General features: G+C 49.7%; 11 protein-coding genes and 2 pseudogenes. 5 read left to right on the top strand and 8 right to left on the bottom strand.

The window, feature by feature from the left end; genetic code table 11:
• Positions 1-99 precede the first annotated feature (99 nt).
• A complete protein-coding gene (locus EWA64_RS20635) occupies positions 100-2,424 on the top strand; it encodes an FdhF/YdeP family oxidoreductase (RefSeq protein ID WP_061894379.1) in 2,325 nt (774 codons plus the stop codon).
• Positions 2,425-2,473: 49 nt separating this feature from the next.
• Here EWA64_RS20635 and EWA64_RS20630 read toward each other — a convergent pair whose 3' ends face one another.
• The 8 genes and pseudogenes from EWA64_RS20630 to deoD form a co-directional block, all read right to left on the bottom strand.
• Positions 2,474-3,316: an energy-coupling factor transporter transmembrane component T family protein gene (locus EWA64_RS20630; RefSeq protein WP_039463463.1), complete on the bottom strand. Its 843-nt coding sequence runs from the start codon at positions 3,314-3,316 to the stop codon at positions 2,474-2,476.
• Positions 3,313-4,173: pseudogene (locus tag EWA64_RS21275) on the bottom strand (energy-coupling factor ABC transporter ATP-binding protein); the annotation flags it as partial. The gene EWA64_RS20630 and the pseudogene EWA64_RS21275, both read right to left, overlap by 4 nt.
• Positions 4,174-4,206: 33 nt before the next feature.
• Positions 4,207-5,064: pseudogene (locus tag EWA64_RS21270) on the bottom strand (ATP-binding cassette domain-containing protein); the annotation flags it as partial.
• 6 nt (positions 5,065-5,070) lie between these two features.
• Entirely contained in the window at positions 5,071-5,619 is a 549-nt protein-coding gene (locus EWA64_RS20620; protein ID WP_061894381.1) for an ECF-type riboflavin transporter substrate-binding protein, read from the bottom strand.
• Positions 5,620-5,910: 291 nt separating this feature from the next.
• A complete protein-coding gene (locus EWA64_RS20615) occupies positions 5,911-7,494 on the bottom strand; it encodes a GGDEF domain-containing protein (protein ID WP_061894382.1) in 1,584 nt (527 codons plus the stop codon).
• Positions 7,475-8,971: a tetratricopeptide repeat protein gene (locus tag EWA64_RS20610; RefSeq protein ID WP_061894663.1), complete on the bottom strand. Its 1,497-nt coding sequence runs from the start codon at positions 8,969-8,971 to the stop codon at positions 7,475-7,477. The genes EWA64_RS20615 and EWA64_RS20610 overlap by 20 nt, the downstream gene beginning before the upstream one ends.
• A gap of 168 nt (positions 8,972-9,139) precedes the next feature.
• Positions 9,140-10,609, bottom strand: coding sequence for a hypothetical protein (locus EWA64_RS20605; protein ID WP_061894383.1), 1,470 nt, complete (start codon positions 10,607-10,609; stop codon positions 9,140-9,142).
• Positions 10,610-10,659: 50 nt separating this feature from the next.
• Positions 10,660-11,370: a purine-nucleoside phosphorylase gene (gene deoD / locus EWA64_RS20600; protein ID WP_011082389.1), complete on the bottom strand. Its 711-nt coding sequence runs from the start codon at positions 11,368-11,370 to the stop codon at positions 10,660-10,662.
• A gap of 414 nt (positions 11,371-11,784) precedes the next feature.
• Between deoD and EWA64_RS20595 the strand changes: the two genes are divergently transcribed.
• The 4 genes from EWA64_RS20595 to EWA64_RS20580 are packed head-to-tail and all read left to right on the top strand — an operon-like array spanning position 11,785 to position 15,861.
• Positions 11,785-12,738, top strand: coding sequence for a YbgA family protein (locus tag EWA64_RS20595; RefSeq protein WP_061894384.1), 954 nt, complete (start codon positions 11,785-11,787; stop codon positions 12,736-12,738).
• Positions 12,728-13,537, top strand: coding sequence for a MerR family transcriptional regulator (locus tag EWA64_RS20590; RefSeq protein WP_061894385.1), 810 nt, complete (start codon positions 12,728-12,730; stop codon positions 13,535-13,537). The genes EWA64_RS20595 and EWA64_RS20590 overlap by 11 nt, the downstream gene beginning before the upstream one ends.
• Positions 13,534-14,943: a deoxyribodipyrimidine photo-lyase gene (gene phrB / locus EWA64_RS20585; RefSeq protein WP_061894386.1), complete on the top strand. Its 1,410-nt coding sequence runs from the start codon at positions 13,534-13,536 to the stop codon at positions 14,941-14,943. Before EWA64_RS20590 ends, phrB begins: the two co-directional genes overlap by 4 nt.
• Positions 14,944-15,861 carry a L,D-transpeptidase family protein gene (locus EWA64_RS20580; protein WP_061894387.1) on the top strand — a complete coding sequence of 306 codons (918 nt, stop codon included), beginning with the start codon at positions 14,944-14,946 and terminating at the stop codon, positions 15,859-15,861.
• Positions 15,862-15,864: the final 3 nt, after the last annotated feature.

Raw genomic sequence — 15,864 nt, 5'->3', positions numbered from 1 at the left:
TCAAAGTGCTTGACGCTAGGATCGCTATTTTCTATCGCTCATTAATAAATCCGAGTGGTAAATCAGAGTTCATTGTCATTCCGAACGAGGAGTGTCGTCATGAAGCAAAAAGAACAGATTGAACAATATTCTGGCCCTGCGGGTGGCTGGGGAGCGCTCAAAGCGGTCACGAAAAGCTGGTTAGGCAGCGACAATGCCTTTCGAAACTTACGTGCGATGCTCAAGACTAACCAAAATGGCGGCTTTGACTGCCCGGGATGCGCTTGGGGAGAATCACCAGAAAACGGCATGGTCAATTTTTGCGAAAACGGCGCCAAAGCCGTTAACTGGGAAGCCACCAGCCGCTTAGTCGATCCGGAGTTTTTTGCCCAGCACAGTGTCAGTGAGTTGGCAAAGCAAACTGACTACTGGTTGGAATACCAAGGTCGTTTGAGCCATCCGATGCGCTACGATGCGAGTAGCGATCACTATGTCGCTATCTCTTGGCAAGAAGCGTTTGATTTAGTCGCCAAGCATCTCAACGCGCTGCAATCGCCTGATGAAGCGGAATTTTACACCTCGGGGCGAGCCAGCAACGAGGCGGCCTATCTCTATCAGCTGTTTGTGCGTGCCTTTGGCACCAATAATTTTCCCGACTGTTCCAATATGTGCCACGAAGCCAGCGCGATAGGGTTGTTTGAAACCATCGGGGTGGGTAAAGGCACTGTGGTGTTTAAAGATTTAGAACACGCTGATGCGATTTTTATTATCGGGCAAAACCCCGGTACTAACCATCCGCGGATGTTAGAACCGCTGCGCGCGGCGGTAAAACGCGGCGCACAGGTTGTCTGTCTCAACCCTCTCAAAGAGCGTGGTTTGGAGCGTTTTCAAAACCCACAATTGCCGATTGAAATGCTACGCAACGGCTCAAAACCGACCAGCAGCGCTTACTACCATCCGGCTCTGGGCGGCGATATGGCGGTGTTTCGCGGCATGGCGAAGTTTCTATTGCAATGGGAACGTGAAGCGTATGCGCAGGGCGGGGAACCTGTGTTTGACCACGAGTTCATTCGTCAGCACACCAACGGATTAGACGCCTATTTAGCCGCTGTTGAGCAAACATCTTGGCAGCAAATTGTTGAGCAATCAGGTTTGCAACTTGATGAGATTGAGTCGCTGGCGCACATCTATCGTCACGCCGATCGCGTCATCATGTGCTGGGCGATGGGGCTGACGCAGCATCGCCACTCGGTAGTGACCATTCAGGAAGTGGTGAATCTGCAATTGCTGCGCGGCAACGTGGGCAAACCGGGCGCTGGTTTATCGCCAGTGCGTGGTCACAGTAATGTGCAGGGCGATCGCACCATGGGTATCAATGAGAAACCGCCTGCGTTTTTGCTTGATGCACTGGAGAAACGTTTTCAGTTTAAGGTACCTCGCTCACATGGCCACAACGCCGTACAGGCGATTCAGGCGATGGAAGAAAAACGCGCTAAAGTCTTTATCGGTCTTGGTGGCAATTTCGCCCAAGCAACACCGGATACGCCTCGTACTCACCAAGCCATGCGCAACTGCGAGCTAACGGTACACATCGCCACCAAGCTCAACCGCTCTCACTTGGTGACCGGGCGTGATGCCTTGATCCTGCCGTGCTTGGGTCGCACTGAAATCGACGTGCAAGCCCATGGCCCTCAAGGTGTGACGGTGGAAGATACCTTTAGTATGGTGCACCTCTCGTATGGTCAACTGAAGCCGCGCTCGCCACATTTGCGCTCTGAACCCGCCATTTTGGCCGGGATTGCCAAAGCGACGCTGGGCAACTTCCCGATTGACTGGGATTGGGCCATTGCTGATTACAGCCGCATTCGTGATTTGATTGAACAGACCATTCCCGGTTTTAAAGATTTTAACCAACGCGTGCAGCACCCCGGTGGTTTCTATCTGGGCAATGCGGCGGCGCGGCGTGAGTGGAACACCGCCAGTGGCAAAGCGCAGTTTTCTTCTTCGGCTTTGCCAGCACAACTGGTGAATGAGCATGTCACGTCTCGTGGTGATAAGCCGGATCTGATTTTGCAAACGCTGCGCTCGCACGATCAATACAACACCACGCTGTATGGTCTGAACGACCGTTATCGTGGCGTGTTTGGCCGACGTGATGTGGTGTTTGTCAACCAAGAGGAAATTCGCCGGTTGGGTTATCAAGCGGGTGACAAAGTAGACTTGGTGAGCTTGTGGGAAGATGGCGTGGAACGCCGTGTGAGCGGCTTTGAGCTGGTGGCGTATGATATGCCCGCGGGACAAGCTGCGGCCTATTACCCTGAGACTAACCCTTTGGTTCCGCTGGAGAGTTACGGTGAACGCACATTTACCCCGACCTCCAAGTTTATTGCGATTAAACTTGAAAAAGCCCAGCCAAGTGAGGTGATTGCGACCACCGCAGTGTAATCACTATGCTAAATTGCGAGGCCCTGCAGTATGCTGGGCCTCGCTGTTTTTACGACCACGGATACCAGAATAGAGCCGTGTCGAGTAAGCGCTTACCAATCGCTGCCGCGACGATCACGACAATCGCGGTGAGACAAAGATAATCCACTTGTTTGAGCGGTTTCAAACTGTACCAAGTACGCGAATTATGCCGACCAAAGCCGCGTAGTGTCATCGCGTTGGAAATTTGATCCGCGCGTTCCAAGCTGGAAAAAATGAGCGGACCAAGAATTTTGGCGACGTTTTTCAAACGCGTGAACAGCGGTGCTTTCTTGCTGAGTTCGACTCCGCGAGCTTGCTGGGCGTGCATGATATTGACGAAATCTTTCTTCACTTCCGGCAGATAACGCAACGTTAAACTGACCGCGTAGGCGATTTTGTACGGCACACCGAGGCGGTTAAGGCTCGCGGCAAACTCCGTCGGATGGGTTGTGAAGACAAACACCAACGCAATCGGGAACATGCTGAAATATTTCAGTGTCACGGTGACTAAGTAAAACAGCGTCTCTTGGGTGAGCGAGTAGTCACCGGGCAGCGAGAGCAGCACATGCGCAGTGCCGATGTATTCGCTACCTTGCTGCGGGGCTAAGGCAAACATAAACAGCGCGTTGAGCAGAAGTACGCTCGCAGTACCGAGCAGTAACGGTTTATAAACGCGAAATGGCACTCGGGTGAGTTTGAGCAGCCCAAGACCCGCGATGATCAACAAGCCAATCATCCGTAAGTCAAAGGTAGTGAGTACTACCGTGATCCACGCGATGAAGAGGGCGAATTTTGTGATGCCGTTCAGTTGGTGCAAAGGCGATTGGGTATCAATGTAGTTGATACCAAACTTCATTTTGGTCTCTTTCATGCCTGCTTCTCGTGACAGCGCTTGTTTGACGAGGTTTCACTTTCGTGGACTTTCTCGCGATGGACTTTCTCGCTGGCGATAAAGTGGCGCATCAACCCATCACGGTCGGCAATGGCAAACTTTTCCGCCAATGGGTACAAGCTGGTGACCGTGAGGTTGGCGCTATCGAGCAAAGCGGGCGAACTCAAAACATGGGTCATCGGTGCATCGGCGATCAATTTGCTGTCGGCAATGACCAGCGAACGTGTGGTGTATTCAAGCACTAGGTGTAGATCGTGCGAGATGATCACTACCGTTATGCCAAGCTCGCGGTTGAGTTTTTCGATAAAGCGCAACATCGCGGTGTAATTGCGATAATCCTGACCCGCGGTCGGTTCATCAAGGATCAACAGTTGCGGCTCTAAAGCGAGAATTGAGGCGATGGTGACGCGTTTTTTCTGTCCGTAACTCAACGCTTCAATTGGCCAATGCCGATACTTGCTCAGCCCACACAGGGCCAGAACGTCAAGCACTTTGCTCTCGATCTGAGTTTCGTCGAGGCCACGATTACGCAGGCCAAAAGCGACTTCATCGAAAATCATGTGATGGGAGATCATATGATTGGGGTTTTGCATCACTACGCCGATTCTTTGGCTGCGCTCAAAAATCGACAATTGACTGAGATCGTCGCCATGTAAGTGCATTGAACCTGCATCTGGCGTCAGTACCCCCATCAGCAGTTTGGTGATGGTGGATTTTCCTGAGCCGTTTTTACCCAGCACGGAGACAAACTCGCCACGTTGAATATCGAAACTGACGTTCTCAAGCGCATTTTTCTCACCATCATAGGAATAGGTCAAATCACGCACTTGCAAAAGAGGCGCCGATAGTGAACGCACAGAAACAGGCTCGGCGGCATCAAACCAAGCGCGAAGCGGCTCGGCAAAAGGTTCGACAGGGATGTGCGACAGCTTCGATGGATGATGATGTTCAGTAAGCTGGCAGCCAGCCGCTTTTAAAGCCGAAAGGTAGAGCGGCTCACGAATTCCGTACTGCGCCAGCAAAGAAGAAGCAAGTAGCTTGTCAGGTGTGGTGTCAGCAATTATTTCGCCGTTATCCATCAAGATGATGCGATCCACTGGCCGATGCAGGACATCTTCCAAACGGTGTTCAATAATTACCACGGTTTTACCACTTTGTGTGTGCAGATCATCAATGATTTCAATGGTCTTCTTGCCCGTTTTCGGGTCAAGTGCGGCTAGCGGTTCATCAAACAGCAAAATATCGACATGGTCGACTAAAATGCCCGCCAGTGAGACACGCTGCTTTTGCCCACCGGAGAGATCGTGCGGCGAGCGCTCCAGCATCATCTCCAGATCAACCATACGCGCAGTGGCTTTGACCAGCGGGTACATCTCAATATTGCTAGTCAGTTGGTTTTCCAGCGCGAACGCAATATCTTCACCAATGCTCAACCCGACAAACTGGCTGTCGGTATCTTGCAAAACCGTGCCCACTTGTTCGGTGAATTGGTGCATGTCAAAAGTGTCAGTATTTTGCCCATTGATACGCAGCTTGCCAGAGATTTCTCCTTTAACCGCGTGCGGAATCAGCCCGTTGAGGCATTGGCCAAGCGTCGATTTACCGCTACCGCTTGGGCCAATGATGACGATTTTCTCTCCTTTCTCTATCCTTAGATTGATATTTTTTAGCGTCGGTTTGTCCAGCGACTCATATCGAAAAGAGAAGTTAGAAAATTCGATGGTCATGCGCGATTAAGCCTCAGTTAAGTTGCGGCTCTGTTTATTGCGTTTCGCGACCGATTTAAGAATAAAATAGCCCACAACGGCGATCAGTACGGTGTTACCAGAGGCAATAATCGTCAGTTGGGTAAACACTTTTGTGAAAGGTTCGGCATATAACAGGGTATCGAGGAACGCAGAACAGCCATAACCAAACACGTTACCAAGTAGCGCGAGCAGCACAAACAGGGCAAAGTCTTTCATACTAAACTCGCCTTTTTCCAAGCGATTGCGAGTTAGATATGGGAAGAAGCCGATAATTAAACCAACCAAACCAGAGCCGAGAACCCAAGTCAGCCACACGCCCCAACCGGCGAACAGGTCCGTTACCCAGTGACCAATAAAGCCCACCAAAAAGCCGACCAGAGGGCCAAAGAGAACAGAAAACAGCGCGAGTACCGCCATCGCCGGCTTGAGTGTGGTATTGGCAAAAACCGGAATGCCAAACATGGGCAAGCCACCAATGCCGTAAAGCGCCGCACCGATTGCAATCACCACTACGGTTTTAGCTGAAAGATTCATAGTTAACCTCTGTTCAATTGTCGAAAGAACACATCATTGTTTGCGATGAGCCGCCTGATTGTCTATGAAATAGACAAAGCAACCAAGTCGCTTATGGTCGGTGCGATTAATCATCAGAAAAGTTGTGATGTTTTCTGCATATCCTTATGACACGCTTGCTTTTTCCGCACACATAAAAATAAGGCGCGCAGTATACAGAATTATATGAGGTGAGGGAATGGAGTGTGATGGGATGAAGTGAATGGGAATGCTTTAGAAAGAAAAGAGCAGCGCGGGTACCCCCACGCTGCGCTATTCTTCGGTGCACACCTGATTGCGTCCGTTGGCTTTGGCGCGGTAGAGCGCTTTATCGGCGCGATAGAAGGTGCGTTGGGTATTTTCACCGTCGCGATGCATGGTGATGCCGATTGAAACGGTCAAACCGCGTTCACCTAAAATCTCTGTCCAGCCAAACTGGAAAATGCGTTCGCGGTAATTTTCAGCGTGCAGCTCGGCTTTAGCGAGATCGGTATTTTCTAAGATCACTAAAAACTCTTCTCCGCCAAAACGCACACACGAGGCACCGCGAAACTTAAAGTAAGCGGCAAGCTCATGTGAAACGCTGACGATCGCCTTGTCGCCGACTAAATGGCTTAGCTCATCGTTGATCGATTTGAAGTGGTCGATATCGATCACCATCAGCGCAAACGGTGTTTCATGCAGCAGCAGATCTTTGAGTTTGACGTCCAGCCAACGTCGGTTGTGCAGCGCGGTGAGCGGATCGGTGAACACATCCTGTTGCAACTGCGCCATGGTGTTTTTGTGTTGCTGTGTGGTCTCTTTGAGTTCCTTGTTTTCAATCTCCGAGAGGATCAACTTCAGTTGCAGATCAAAACGGGAGATGCGGCGCAGCTGGCTTGCCCCCAGTTCACTGATCGGGATGTGCTTCATCAGATCCGACTCAATACGGAAGCCTTTTTTCTCACATGCCAACGCGTCCTTAAATCGACCTTGCGCGGCTAATACCTTACTCATTGCATCGTAAAACTGTTTTGCAACGATGGGAGAGGCCTTTAGCTCAATGTTCTTGGCTGCACTGACCAGCAGCATATTGGCGAGCTCTTGTTTGCCAATCGCACACAGAGAGTAAGCGAGCTCGATACGGTTCATGATCGACAACCAGTTCGAGTGTAGGCTGCTCGAAGAGTACTGCGTTTTTGACAGGGCCAGCAAGGCTTGCATGTGTTGGTTTTGCAATCGGTGCAACTTGGCTTGGTAAAGCAGAACTTGCCCAGAAAGAATTTTATCGCTGACCAGAATACTCAGCTCTTCACACTCCTTTAAGAGATCCTTGGCCACATTGACACGGCCCAAATGGATGTAGCAGGAGAGTAGGTAGAGTTTATAACGTAGCCGTAGTGAACGGCTGCTGATGGAGTGGTCAATGCCGTCAATTTTTTGATAGTAACGCAGCGCGCGGTTGTGATCGCCAAACGCATCGCAAAGGTTACCCATGCCGACAATCGAGGTTACATATTCATCGATAAACCCGTGTTCAACGGCAATATTAGAGGAAGAGATGTATTCATTGAGTGCGGCGGTATAGTCACCACTGTCGACCAATCGTTCACTCAGGCTGGCTTTAACCGTGAGAATATCTTCGGCATCGTCAGGTAATTCAAGTAATTGCAGCGCTTGGCGTAACTCGTCAATGCTCAGTTGTAACTGCTTTAATTCATAACGGTACTCTGCACTAATAATGTAGCAGTGCGCGCGCTCTTTGCGGGTGGAAGCAACATGCTGGCGAACATGATTCCAAAGAATAATGGCTTCTTCTCCGGCCACGGAGGCGGGATCAAAACCTGCATCGGTGACTTTATTCAGCAGCTTTTCCATGCTTCTTTACCTTTGTTTTTTTTCTTTGGCTCTCTTCCAACTGCTCAAGTGTAAACGGAAAAGTGAGAATATCGTGCAGCGTGATTTCGGGTAGGGCGCCGTTTAATCCTTTACGCTTCCAAGGGTAGATACTCAGGATACTGGAGAATATGGCGAACAGTTCTTCGGCCGCTTGTTCCTTTTCGCTGATGAGCATCGCCACACGATCGGCGCTCAAACGAGAAATCAGATCTTTGGTGGTGGAGAGGCTGTGCGCCAGTTCAGTACAAACGTCTAGGTAAGCCGCATCACTGTGGCGTATCACGATAACGGCATGGTTGCCCTTTTTCAGTTCGGTTTTAAACAGGACCAGTTGTTCCCACCAATATGTCTCAGACACAACATTGGAAAATTGTTTTTCCGGATCATATTCGTGCTGCGCGCGTATGCGGTTGATCAGTTTGCGTGCACGCTGCTCCAGTTGTCTTTTTGAGCCACGAGCTTTGTCCATGCTGACGCGGCTGGTTTGTTCTCGGAGCATTTGCAGTGAGTGGCGGCGATATTTCTGAAACGCTTGATACGCCAACTCATAATTGCCTTGTTCTTCGGCGACTTTAGACTGCTGAAAACAAATTTGGCTGAGTAGTTCGCCATTATCAAAACGAACGGCGGACGCTTCTGCTTGAGCGAGCAGTTTCGCTGCGTTGAGGGTATTTTTACGCAGTAGTTCTAAGCGAGCTCGGCTGATGTAAGAGTGGGCTTTCATCCAGGTAAGGTCGTGCTCAACAGCGAGTTCATGCGCTTTTTGCGTTGCCTCATCGGCGGCATCAAGCCGTTCTAACCCAAGTAAGGCCAATCCACGAAAATCCCAGATTTCGGCTTGCCACGTTTTGTCATGGTAATCCTTCAGCACTTCGGCCGCACCATCCAGCACAGTTAACATTTCTACGTAATTGTTGAGTAGATAGTAATCCCAAGCCAGCAAAATACGTGCTTTGCCTTCCAGCCAATCAATGCGTGCATTATTGGCGACTTTTACCGCGAGTTCATGAGTGGCGGCGGCCAGTTTGTAGTCTGTCGTAATGCGCCAAACATTGCCAAGGCCAATCAAAGCCTCAATTTGGATCTCCACCTCATCAACCAGTGCGGATTGCTCGAGGGTGTTTATCCAATACTGCTGGGCGGAGTAATACTTGGCTTGTCCCCAGTATTGCAGGGCGTGAAGGTGGAGAATTTCTGGAAGATGATCGTCGTTATCTAAGCGGTTTTGTTTGCTGTAAGCGTCTTTAACAAATTTCAGCCCACGGCGGTAGTCCATCAAGTTCCAACAGCACTGCGAGAGGATCAGCAGTGCGCGAATTTCACCTTCAGGGTAGAGAATCTGTTCCGCACGGACGTAGCACTGTTCAGCGACTTTGAATACCGCTTCTGGCTCTTGATTGATGCGAGCCTTGAGCTGTCTGAGTTCTGTATCTAACTGAAATTGGCTTTTATCCAAAGTGTACATCCGTGACAGTAAAGAGGGCGTCTAACACTTTCATTATATTGACGTGTCAAAAATTAGCACTATATCCGGGCTTATTTGTTCCGCTCGCTGCCGCTGGGTTATGAATAATGGGCGTTATTTCACATTCTTAACTCAGGTTGAACCTTCTACAGTGCTGCATTAGGACAAAAGCTGCTTGAGTGTCAGTGGCTTTTCGGTCACTCCGAGCCGCTGTGCCGCGGTTTGCCCTTGTTTGTCTTGATAGCATAAATTGTGCCACGCTCTGAATATGTCCAGCAGCGACAAAATGCCTCCGGGGCGGAGTTTACGTCTTGGCTCGTTGATAAAGCTTTCAAATAGAACTTGGAAGCGACGCTGGAAGAATGCGATGTTGCGCGTAGTGGCGGTATTAAACCATTGTTCGGGATGGTTATTATTGCCGGCAAGATAACAGATGCCTTTTTGTACGTCGCCTTGATTGGCAATCGCCCAGCGATCACGCCACCAGCTCATATAGACAATGTCGACTCGTTCAAAAGGCTGATCCATTTTCCAGTCCGCATCTTCTTCAACATACATCAGGTCAACATTCTGGCTCTTGATCCGTGAGAGGCAAACACTCAGTGCCGCAGATCGCAGCAATGGATCTTGTGGCATGTAAATAGAGACACGACAAGCGTCGTTGCACATATCCAACACATGAAGGTAGTGAGCGTAAGAGGTGTAAGGCGGACGAACCACCGCACCTTTTGACGGATAGTTAAACACCGTCATGTTACCCATCGGGTCTTCTACGTTTCCGCGTGCCAGAATGGTTTGATATTTCTGATCAATTCGCTCGCGCAAATAGTTTGACGGTGCGCCAGTCGCTTCTTTGGCTTCGGCAACGTATTCAGGGGCAACAAAACGAGAAATCGGCTCGTAAGGGTTATGATCCACCGAGCCTAAAGGTTGTTCATTGGCCGAGTAGTTGACGTGCTGGCAGAGAATGTAGCCGGACTGGGCTTCACCAGAGGCGATCCAGTACACGCCGTTATCACTGTTCGGCTGTAGCGAAACGTAATGGGAAGCAAGATGATAACTTTGTGCATGGTTGACCCAGCGCGCATCAATGGTGGCCAATTTGCGGCGGCAACGGCTGGCAATGTGGTCGACATGATCGTAAAACGTTTTGGGATTGATGTGAAGCTTGCGGCAGATCTCTCGCACTGAGTAACCCGTAAACAACAGGCCCATCAAGTTTTCTTGGAATTGCAGCTTTTTATTTGCCCCAGACCATTTATCGACAAAGGTCGATTGACAACTTTTGCAGCGATATCTTTGTCGATCGCCACTGTAGCCAAATGCATGGTAGAGATGTTTGTGAGTATGAACGGATAGGCCAAAGTTGGCGCAATCGTCGTTGCGGCAAGCAGGCAGGCCGTCGCTGTGAAGCTGACGCAAGCGATGCAGCTCGTTCAGCACTTCACGGTTGTTAAGTAAGGGGGGGAAAGCTCCACATTCACGGCAGACCATCGCTGGACGCTTAGGGTTCGCATGTTGCAAAACGTATCGTTTTGCATCGCTCAGACCAAAGTTGTCACACGCCAATGTTTTACAAAAGTTGAGTTGTAACCCATCTGCGTCTTTTGGCAGTTGGCCGTTAGACACGATCACCCCCTCGGGATTATTCGGATGGCCGAGCGAACCCGGCCAAAAGTTTAGAGATTGATTGCTGTTTCAAGAGCCACTTTCATCATGTCATTGAATGACTTCTGACGATCTTCTGAGCTCAGTTTTTCACCACGGATGATGTGGTCAGAAACGGTCAGAATAGTCAGCGCTTTGGCTTTGAGATCTGCGGCTACGCCGTAGATGCCCGCCGCTTCCATATCCACACCTAGAATGCCCAGTTTTTCCATCTTTTCAAAGATATCAGCTTCCGGGGTGTAGAACAGGTCGGCAGAGAACACGTTACCCACTTTAACAGGTACATTTTGCGCACGTGCTTGCTTCACCGCTTCTTCAAGTAGGCCGTAGTCTGCTAGAGCAGCAAAGTCGTGGTCGTTAAAACGGATACGGTTCACTTTAGAGTCAGTTGATGCGCCCATACCGATAACCACGTCCATTAGGTTTACGTCGTCACGTACCGCACCACAGCTACCGACACGGATAACATTCTTAACGCCATATTCAGCGATCAGCTCGTGTACATAGATACACGCGGATGGGATACCCATACCGTGGCCCATCACAGAGACTTTTTTGCCCTTGTAAGTACCAGTAAAGCCAAACATGTTACGAACGTCACAAACTTGTTTTACATCTTCCAAAAAGGTTTCTGCGATGTATTTAGCGCGAAGTGGATCACCCGGCATCAGGACGGTTTCAGCGAAATCACCAGGTTGTGCGTTAATATGTGGGGTTGCCATAGTCTTCTCCAATATTTCTATTGAGGTAATTGTCATCAAAATGAATTCTAATTACCAATTCTGTTGAAACTGTTTCTGTTCGTTGAGGCAATACTAGCTAGATAAATGGATATTCCATGAGACAGGGCTCACAGATTGCTTTGATTTATATCTCCGTGCCTCTATTGATAACTAAATGTGTTGAAAGCAAAAAGGCAATCGATTTGTCTTAGGCAAACCAGTAGTGAACTTGGCTTGCTGTTAATGATATTGATGTAATTGGCTGTCTAAGCTCACAAGGTATTAACCTTGTTAATCATAAAGTAACCTATTCTGTTTGCGAAAAGCTGGATGTATACAAAAACAAATCTTGTATAACTCATGATTTTTTTGCTATATCTATACAGGAGATTTTTTTGTATAAGGTGTGGTGTGATGGAAAAGACAGGTATCAAAGTTGGCGTCAGCGCCTGTGTGCTTGGCGATAAAGTCAGATTTGACGCTGGACACAAACTGAGCCGATTTGTTGTTCAGGATCTTGGTGCTTATATGGATTTCGTTTCTGTTTGTCCGGAAGTGGGGATGGGCATGCCTGTGCCACGCCCGACAATTCGTTTGGTCTCGGACGCCGAGCGCATTGCTTTAGTGGAAACCAAAAATCCTGACAAGGATTACTCGCATGCGATGTTGGCCTACGCCGAACAGAAAGTATCGCAATTGATGGATCAAGAGTTGAGTGGTTATATTGTCTGCGCCAAATCGCCAACCTGTGGTATGGAAAAGGTCAAGGTGTACAAACAGCATGGCGCGGAGAAAGAGGGAGTCGGCTTATATACGCAGACTTTGATGCGCAAAATGCCGTGGTTGCCGGTAGAAGAAGATGGCCGACTGCATGACCCGGTATTGCGTGAAAACTTTATCACCCGCGTTTATTGCTTACATGATTTCAATCAGAATATTGGCCGCGTGCGCACACGCAAGAGCATTGTCGATTTCCACTCACGCTATAAACTGACCTTGATGGCCCATCATCCGCAATCTTATCGTGAGCTTGGTCGTTTGGTCGCCGCGATTGCTGAGTATGACTTGGAAGCCTTTATTCCCTTATATCGCGAGGGTTTGATGCGTGCATTGACCCATCGTGCTAGTCGCAAAAACAATACCAATGTGTTGATGCACTTGCAGGGCTATTTTAAGAAAGTGCTCAATAAAGAGCAGAAAGCGGAATTGGCGCGAACGATAGACGAGTATCGTCAAGGCATGCTGCCTTTGCTAGCGCCACTGACGCTGATAAAACATTATCTCAACACTTATCCCGATGATTATCTGCACAGTCAGAAGTTTTTAGCCCCTCATCCTCAAGAATTGAAGTTACGTTATGGTTTATAAACAAACAGAAGAGAAACTCTACGCTATCCGCGAAGTGGCAGAAATGACGGGCGTGAAGCCTGTGACACTCAGAGCTTGGCAGCGTCGCTATAATCTCGTTCAGCCGCAAAGAACGGAAAAAGGTCATCGGCTGTACAACGAAGAAAACTTGGCGATGATCCGCGAGATCCAAGGCTGGCTGGCCAAAGGGGTGGCGATTGGTAAAGTGCAGGCCTTGTTGGGCCAAGCGGCGGATATTAGCGGCCTAGAGAGTCAAGCGCTTGATGAAGTCGAAGCCATGCTTTCGGCGCTAGCCGATCTCAGCGCTGGCAAAGTGGAAAGCCTGTTAAACACTGTGCTGCGCGAGTACCCCTTTAATGTGGTTTGTCAGCAGTTTCTGTCGCCGATATTACAGTCTGTAGAGTTGGTGAAAAGCGCAAATCGTTCACTGCAAAAAGGCTTGTTGCGTTCAATCCTTGTACGCCGTTTAGCCGCCGTTTTAGATGCCGAGAACAAAGCAGCGAGTAAAGGTAAGTGTCTAATTGTCAGTTATGAAAGCAGCGATTCATTGGCAGGCTGGATAGAAGCGGCGCGTTTGAGCGATCAAGGCTGGCATATCACTTTGATTGATCATGTTGATGATGTCAGTGGTTTGCTGCAAGCCGATGTGCTAGCCAAATATCAGCGAGTGCATCTGTTTTCCAATCGTGCGCTGCAGGAAAAGCAGCAAGCTATCATACGCCAACTACAGCAGCAACATAGTGCTGTGACGTTGTCAGAAGTGTTGAGCAAACTCCATTTTGAGCAGGAAAATCAATGAAACTGGTTTGGTTTAGACGCGATCTGCGCGTGATCGATAACCCCGCTTTGCAATATGCCACAGAAAACTCGCAGCAGGTGGTCGCCTGTTTTGTCGCCACGCCCACTCAGTGGCAATCTCAACATATGGCGCCTATCCAAGCCGACTGGATTTGGCGTCGCTTACCTGAGTTGCAGCGCGATCTCGCGGCGCTCAATATTCCTATGCTTTACGCCGAAGTGGACACTTACCAACAGAGCGCAGAGCAAGTCGCAAGCTGGGCTAGGCAGCTCGGTGCAGACAGTGTGGCGATCAATGCCGAATACGAAGTGAATGAGCAGGCGCGTGACCATTGGCTGGAAGCTGAGTTAACGCAAAGCGGCATGCATCTACAAAGTTTTCACGACAAATGTTTAATGCCACCTGGTTCAGTGCGCAACAAGCAAGGTGAGTACTTCAAAGTCTTTACCCCGTTTAAACGTGCTTGGTTAAGCCAGTTTACGCTGCCCGTGATTACCACCTCTTCTGCGGTTGCGCCTTGTCACTTGCCGCAAAGCTTGGCTGAGCAAATTTTAACGCCTGACGCGCCCTTTTCTTTCCCAAGAAAAGCCAGCGAGGCTTGGCCAGCAGACAGCGCTTCGATTTTGCAACGCCTCAGGGACTTTTGCTCAACGTCGGTGGATACCTACGACAAGCAGCGCGATTTTCCCGCTGTGGCTGGCACCAGTCAGCTATCGCCCTATTTAGCGTTAGGCGCGTTGTCGGTACGCCAATGCATCGTGCGTTTGCATTGGCAGCAAGCGTTTTTATCTCCGGGGCGGGAAACGTGGTTGAGTGAGCTGATCTGGCGCGAGTTTTATCAACATCTAATTTGGTTTGAACCTAAATTGGTTAAAGGGGCGGGCTTTGTCGCATGGGAAAGCAAACTCTGTTGGCCGGGGAAGTCGGCATGGCTTACACAGTGGCAGCAAGGGCAAACTGGGTATCCGATAGTCGATGCGGCGATGCGCCAACTGAACCAAACGGGATGGATGCACAATCGCCTGCGGATGATCGTGGCGAGTTTTCTTACCAAAGATTTGCACCTCAACTGGCGCGATGGCGAGCAGTATTTTATGCAGAATCTGATTGACGGTGATTTTGCAGCTAACAATGGTGGCTGGCAGTGGTCGGCATCCACCGGGTGTGACGGTCAGCCCTATTTTCGTATTTTCAACCCGACCAGTCAGGGGGAAAAATTTGACCCAGATGGCCGCTTCATTCGCCGCTGGGTGCCTGAGCTGACAAGCGTACCGGATAAATACATTCATCAGCCGTGGAACTGGCCTGGGAAAAGCATGCTCAGTTACCCAGCGCCGATGGTTGATCATAAGCGGGAAAGAGAGATAACCTTAGCGGAGTACAAAAGAGCAAAGGACAGCGACTAGATGAAAGGCAAGACGGCGCGATTATCGGCTTATTTTATCTCACTTTTTGCCAGCAGCAGTTTATGGGCGGCGACATTTGATTTGCCGCGGGAAGGGAGCCGATTAATTGGCCGCATTCAGCACCATGTGGTTGAAGGTGGTGAAACCATGGCCAATATTGCCAAGCACTACGATGTCGGTTTTCTTGCTTTGATGGCCGCCAATAAAGGGGTTGATCCTTTTTTGCCGCAAGAAGGTTACGTGCTCTCCGTGCCAACGCAGATGATCCTGCCGCCTGTGGAGTACAAAGGGATAGTGATCAATCTGGCCGAGCTGCGTCTTTACTATTTTGAGCCTGAGATCAACAAGGTACACGTGTTCCCTGTAGGGATTGGACGTGTTGGCCGAGACACGCCAGAAATGGTGACCAAAATCAGTGAAAAGCGGCCTAACCCAACGTGGACGCCGCCCGCTTCTATCCGTAAAGAGTATCTTGAGAAAGGCATTGAACTTCCTCCCATCGTTCCCTCAGGCCCGGAAAATCCGCTCGGAGAATTTGCGCTGCGTCTTGCCTATGGCAGTGGTGATTATTTGATCCACGGTACCAATAAAGATTTTGGTATCGGTTTGCGTGTGAGCGCTGGTTGCATTCGAATGGAGCCAAAAGACATCCAGTGGCTGTTTTCTCAAGTGCAAAAAGGGGAGCAGGTGACGGTTATCAACCAGCCAGTCAAAGTCAGCTTGGAGCCGGGGCGCATTGTCTATCTTGAAGCGCATGAACCGTTGACACGCAGTAACGGCGTACAAGATGAACTGACAGTGCCTATCGAGTTGGATTGGTGGATGGGAGAGCTCAATTTGGATGACAGCAAAGCCAGAGCGGTACTGACATCGCAAAACGGGGTGCCAGTCGAAGTAGCAGCGCCAGACTTTGGTTAAGTC

The sequence above is a fragment of the Vibrio cidicii genome (assembly GCF_009665415.1).
GTDB classification, from domain to species: domain Bacteria; phylum Pseudomonadota; class Gammaproteobacteria; order Enterobacterales; family Vibrionaceae; genus Vibrio; species Vibrio cidicii.
The sequence above is the reverse complement of the archived record's forward strand: the minus strand, read 5'-3'. Positions and strand labels throughout refer to the sequence as shown.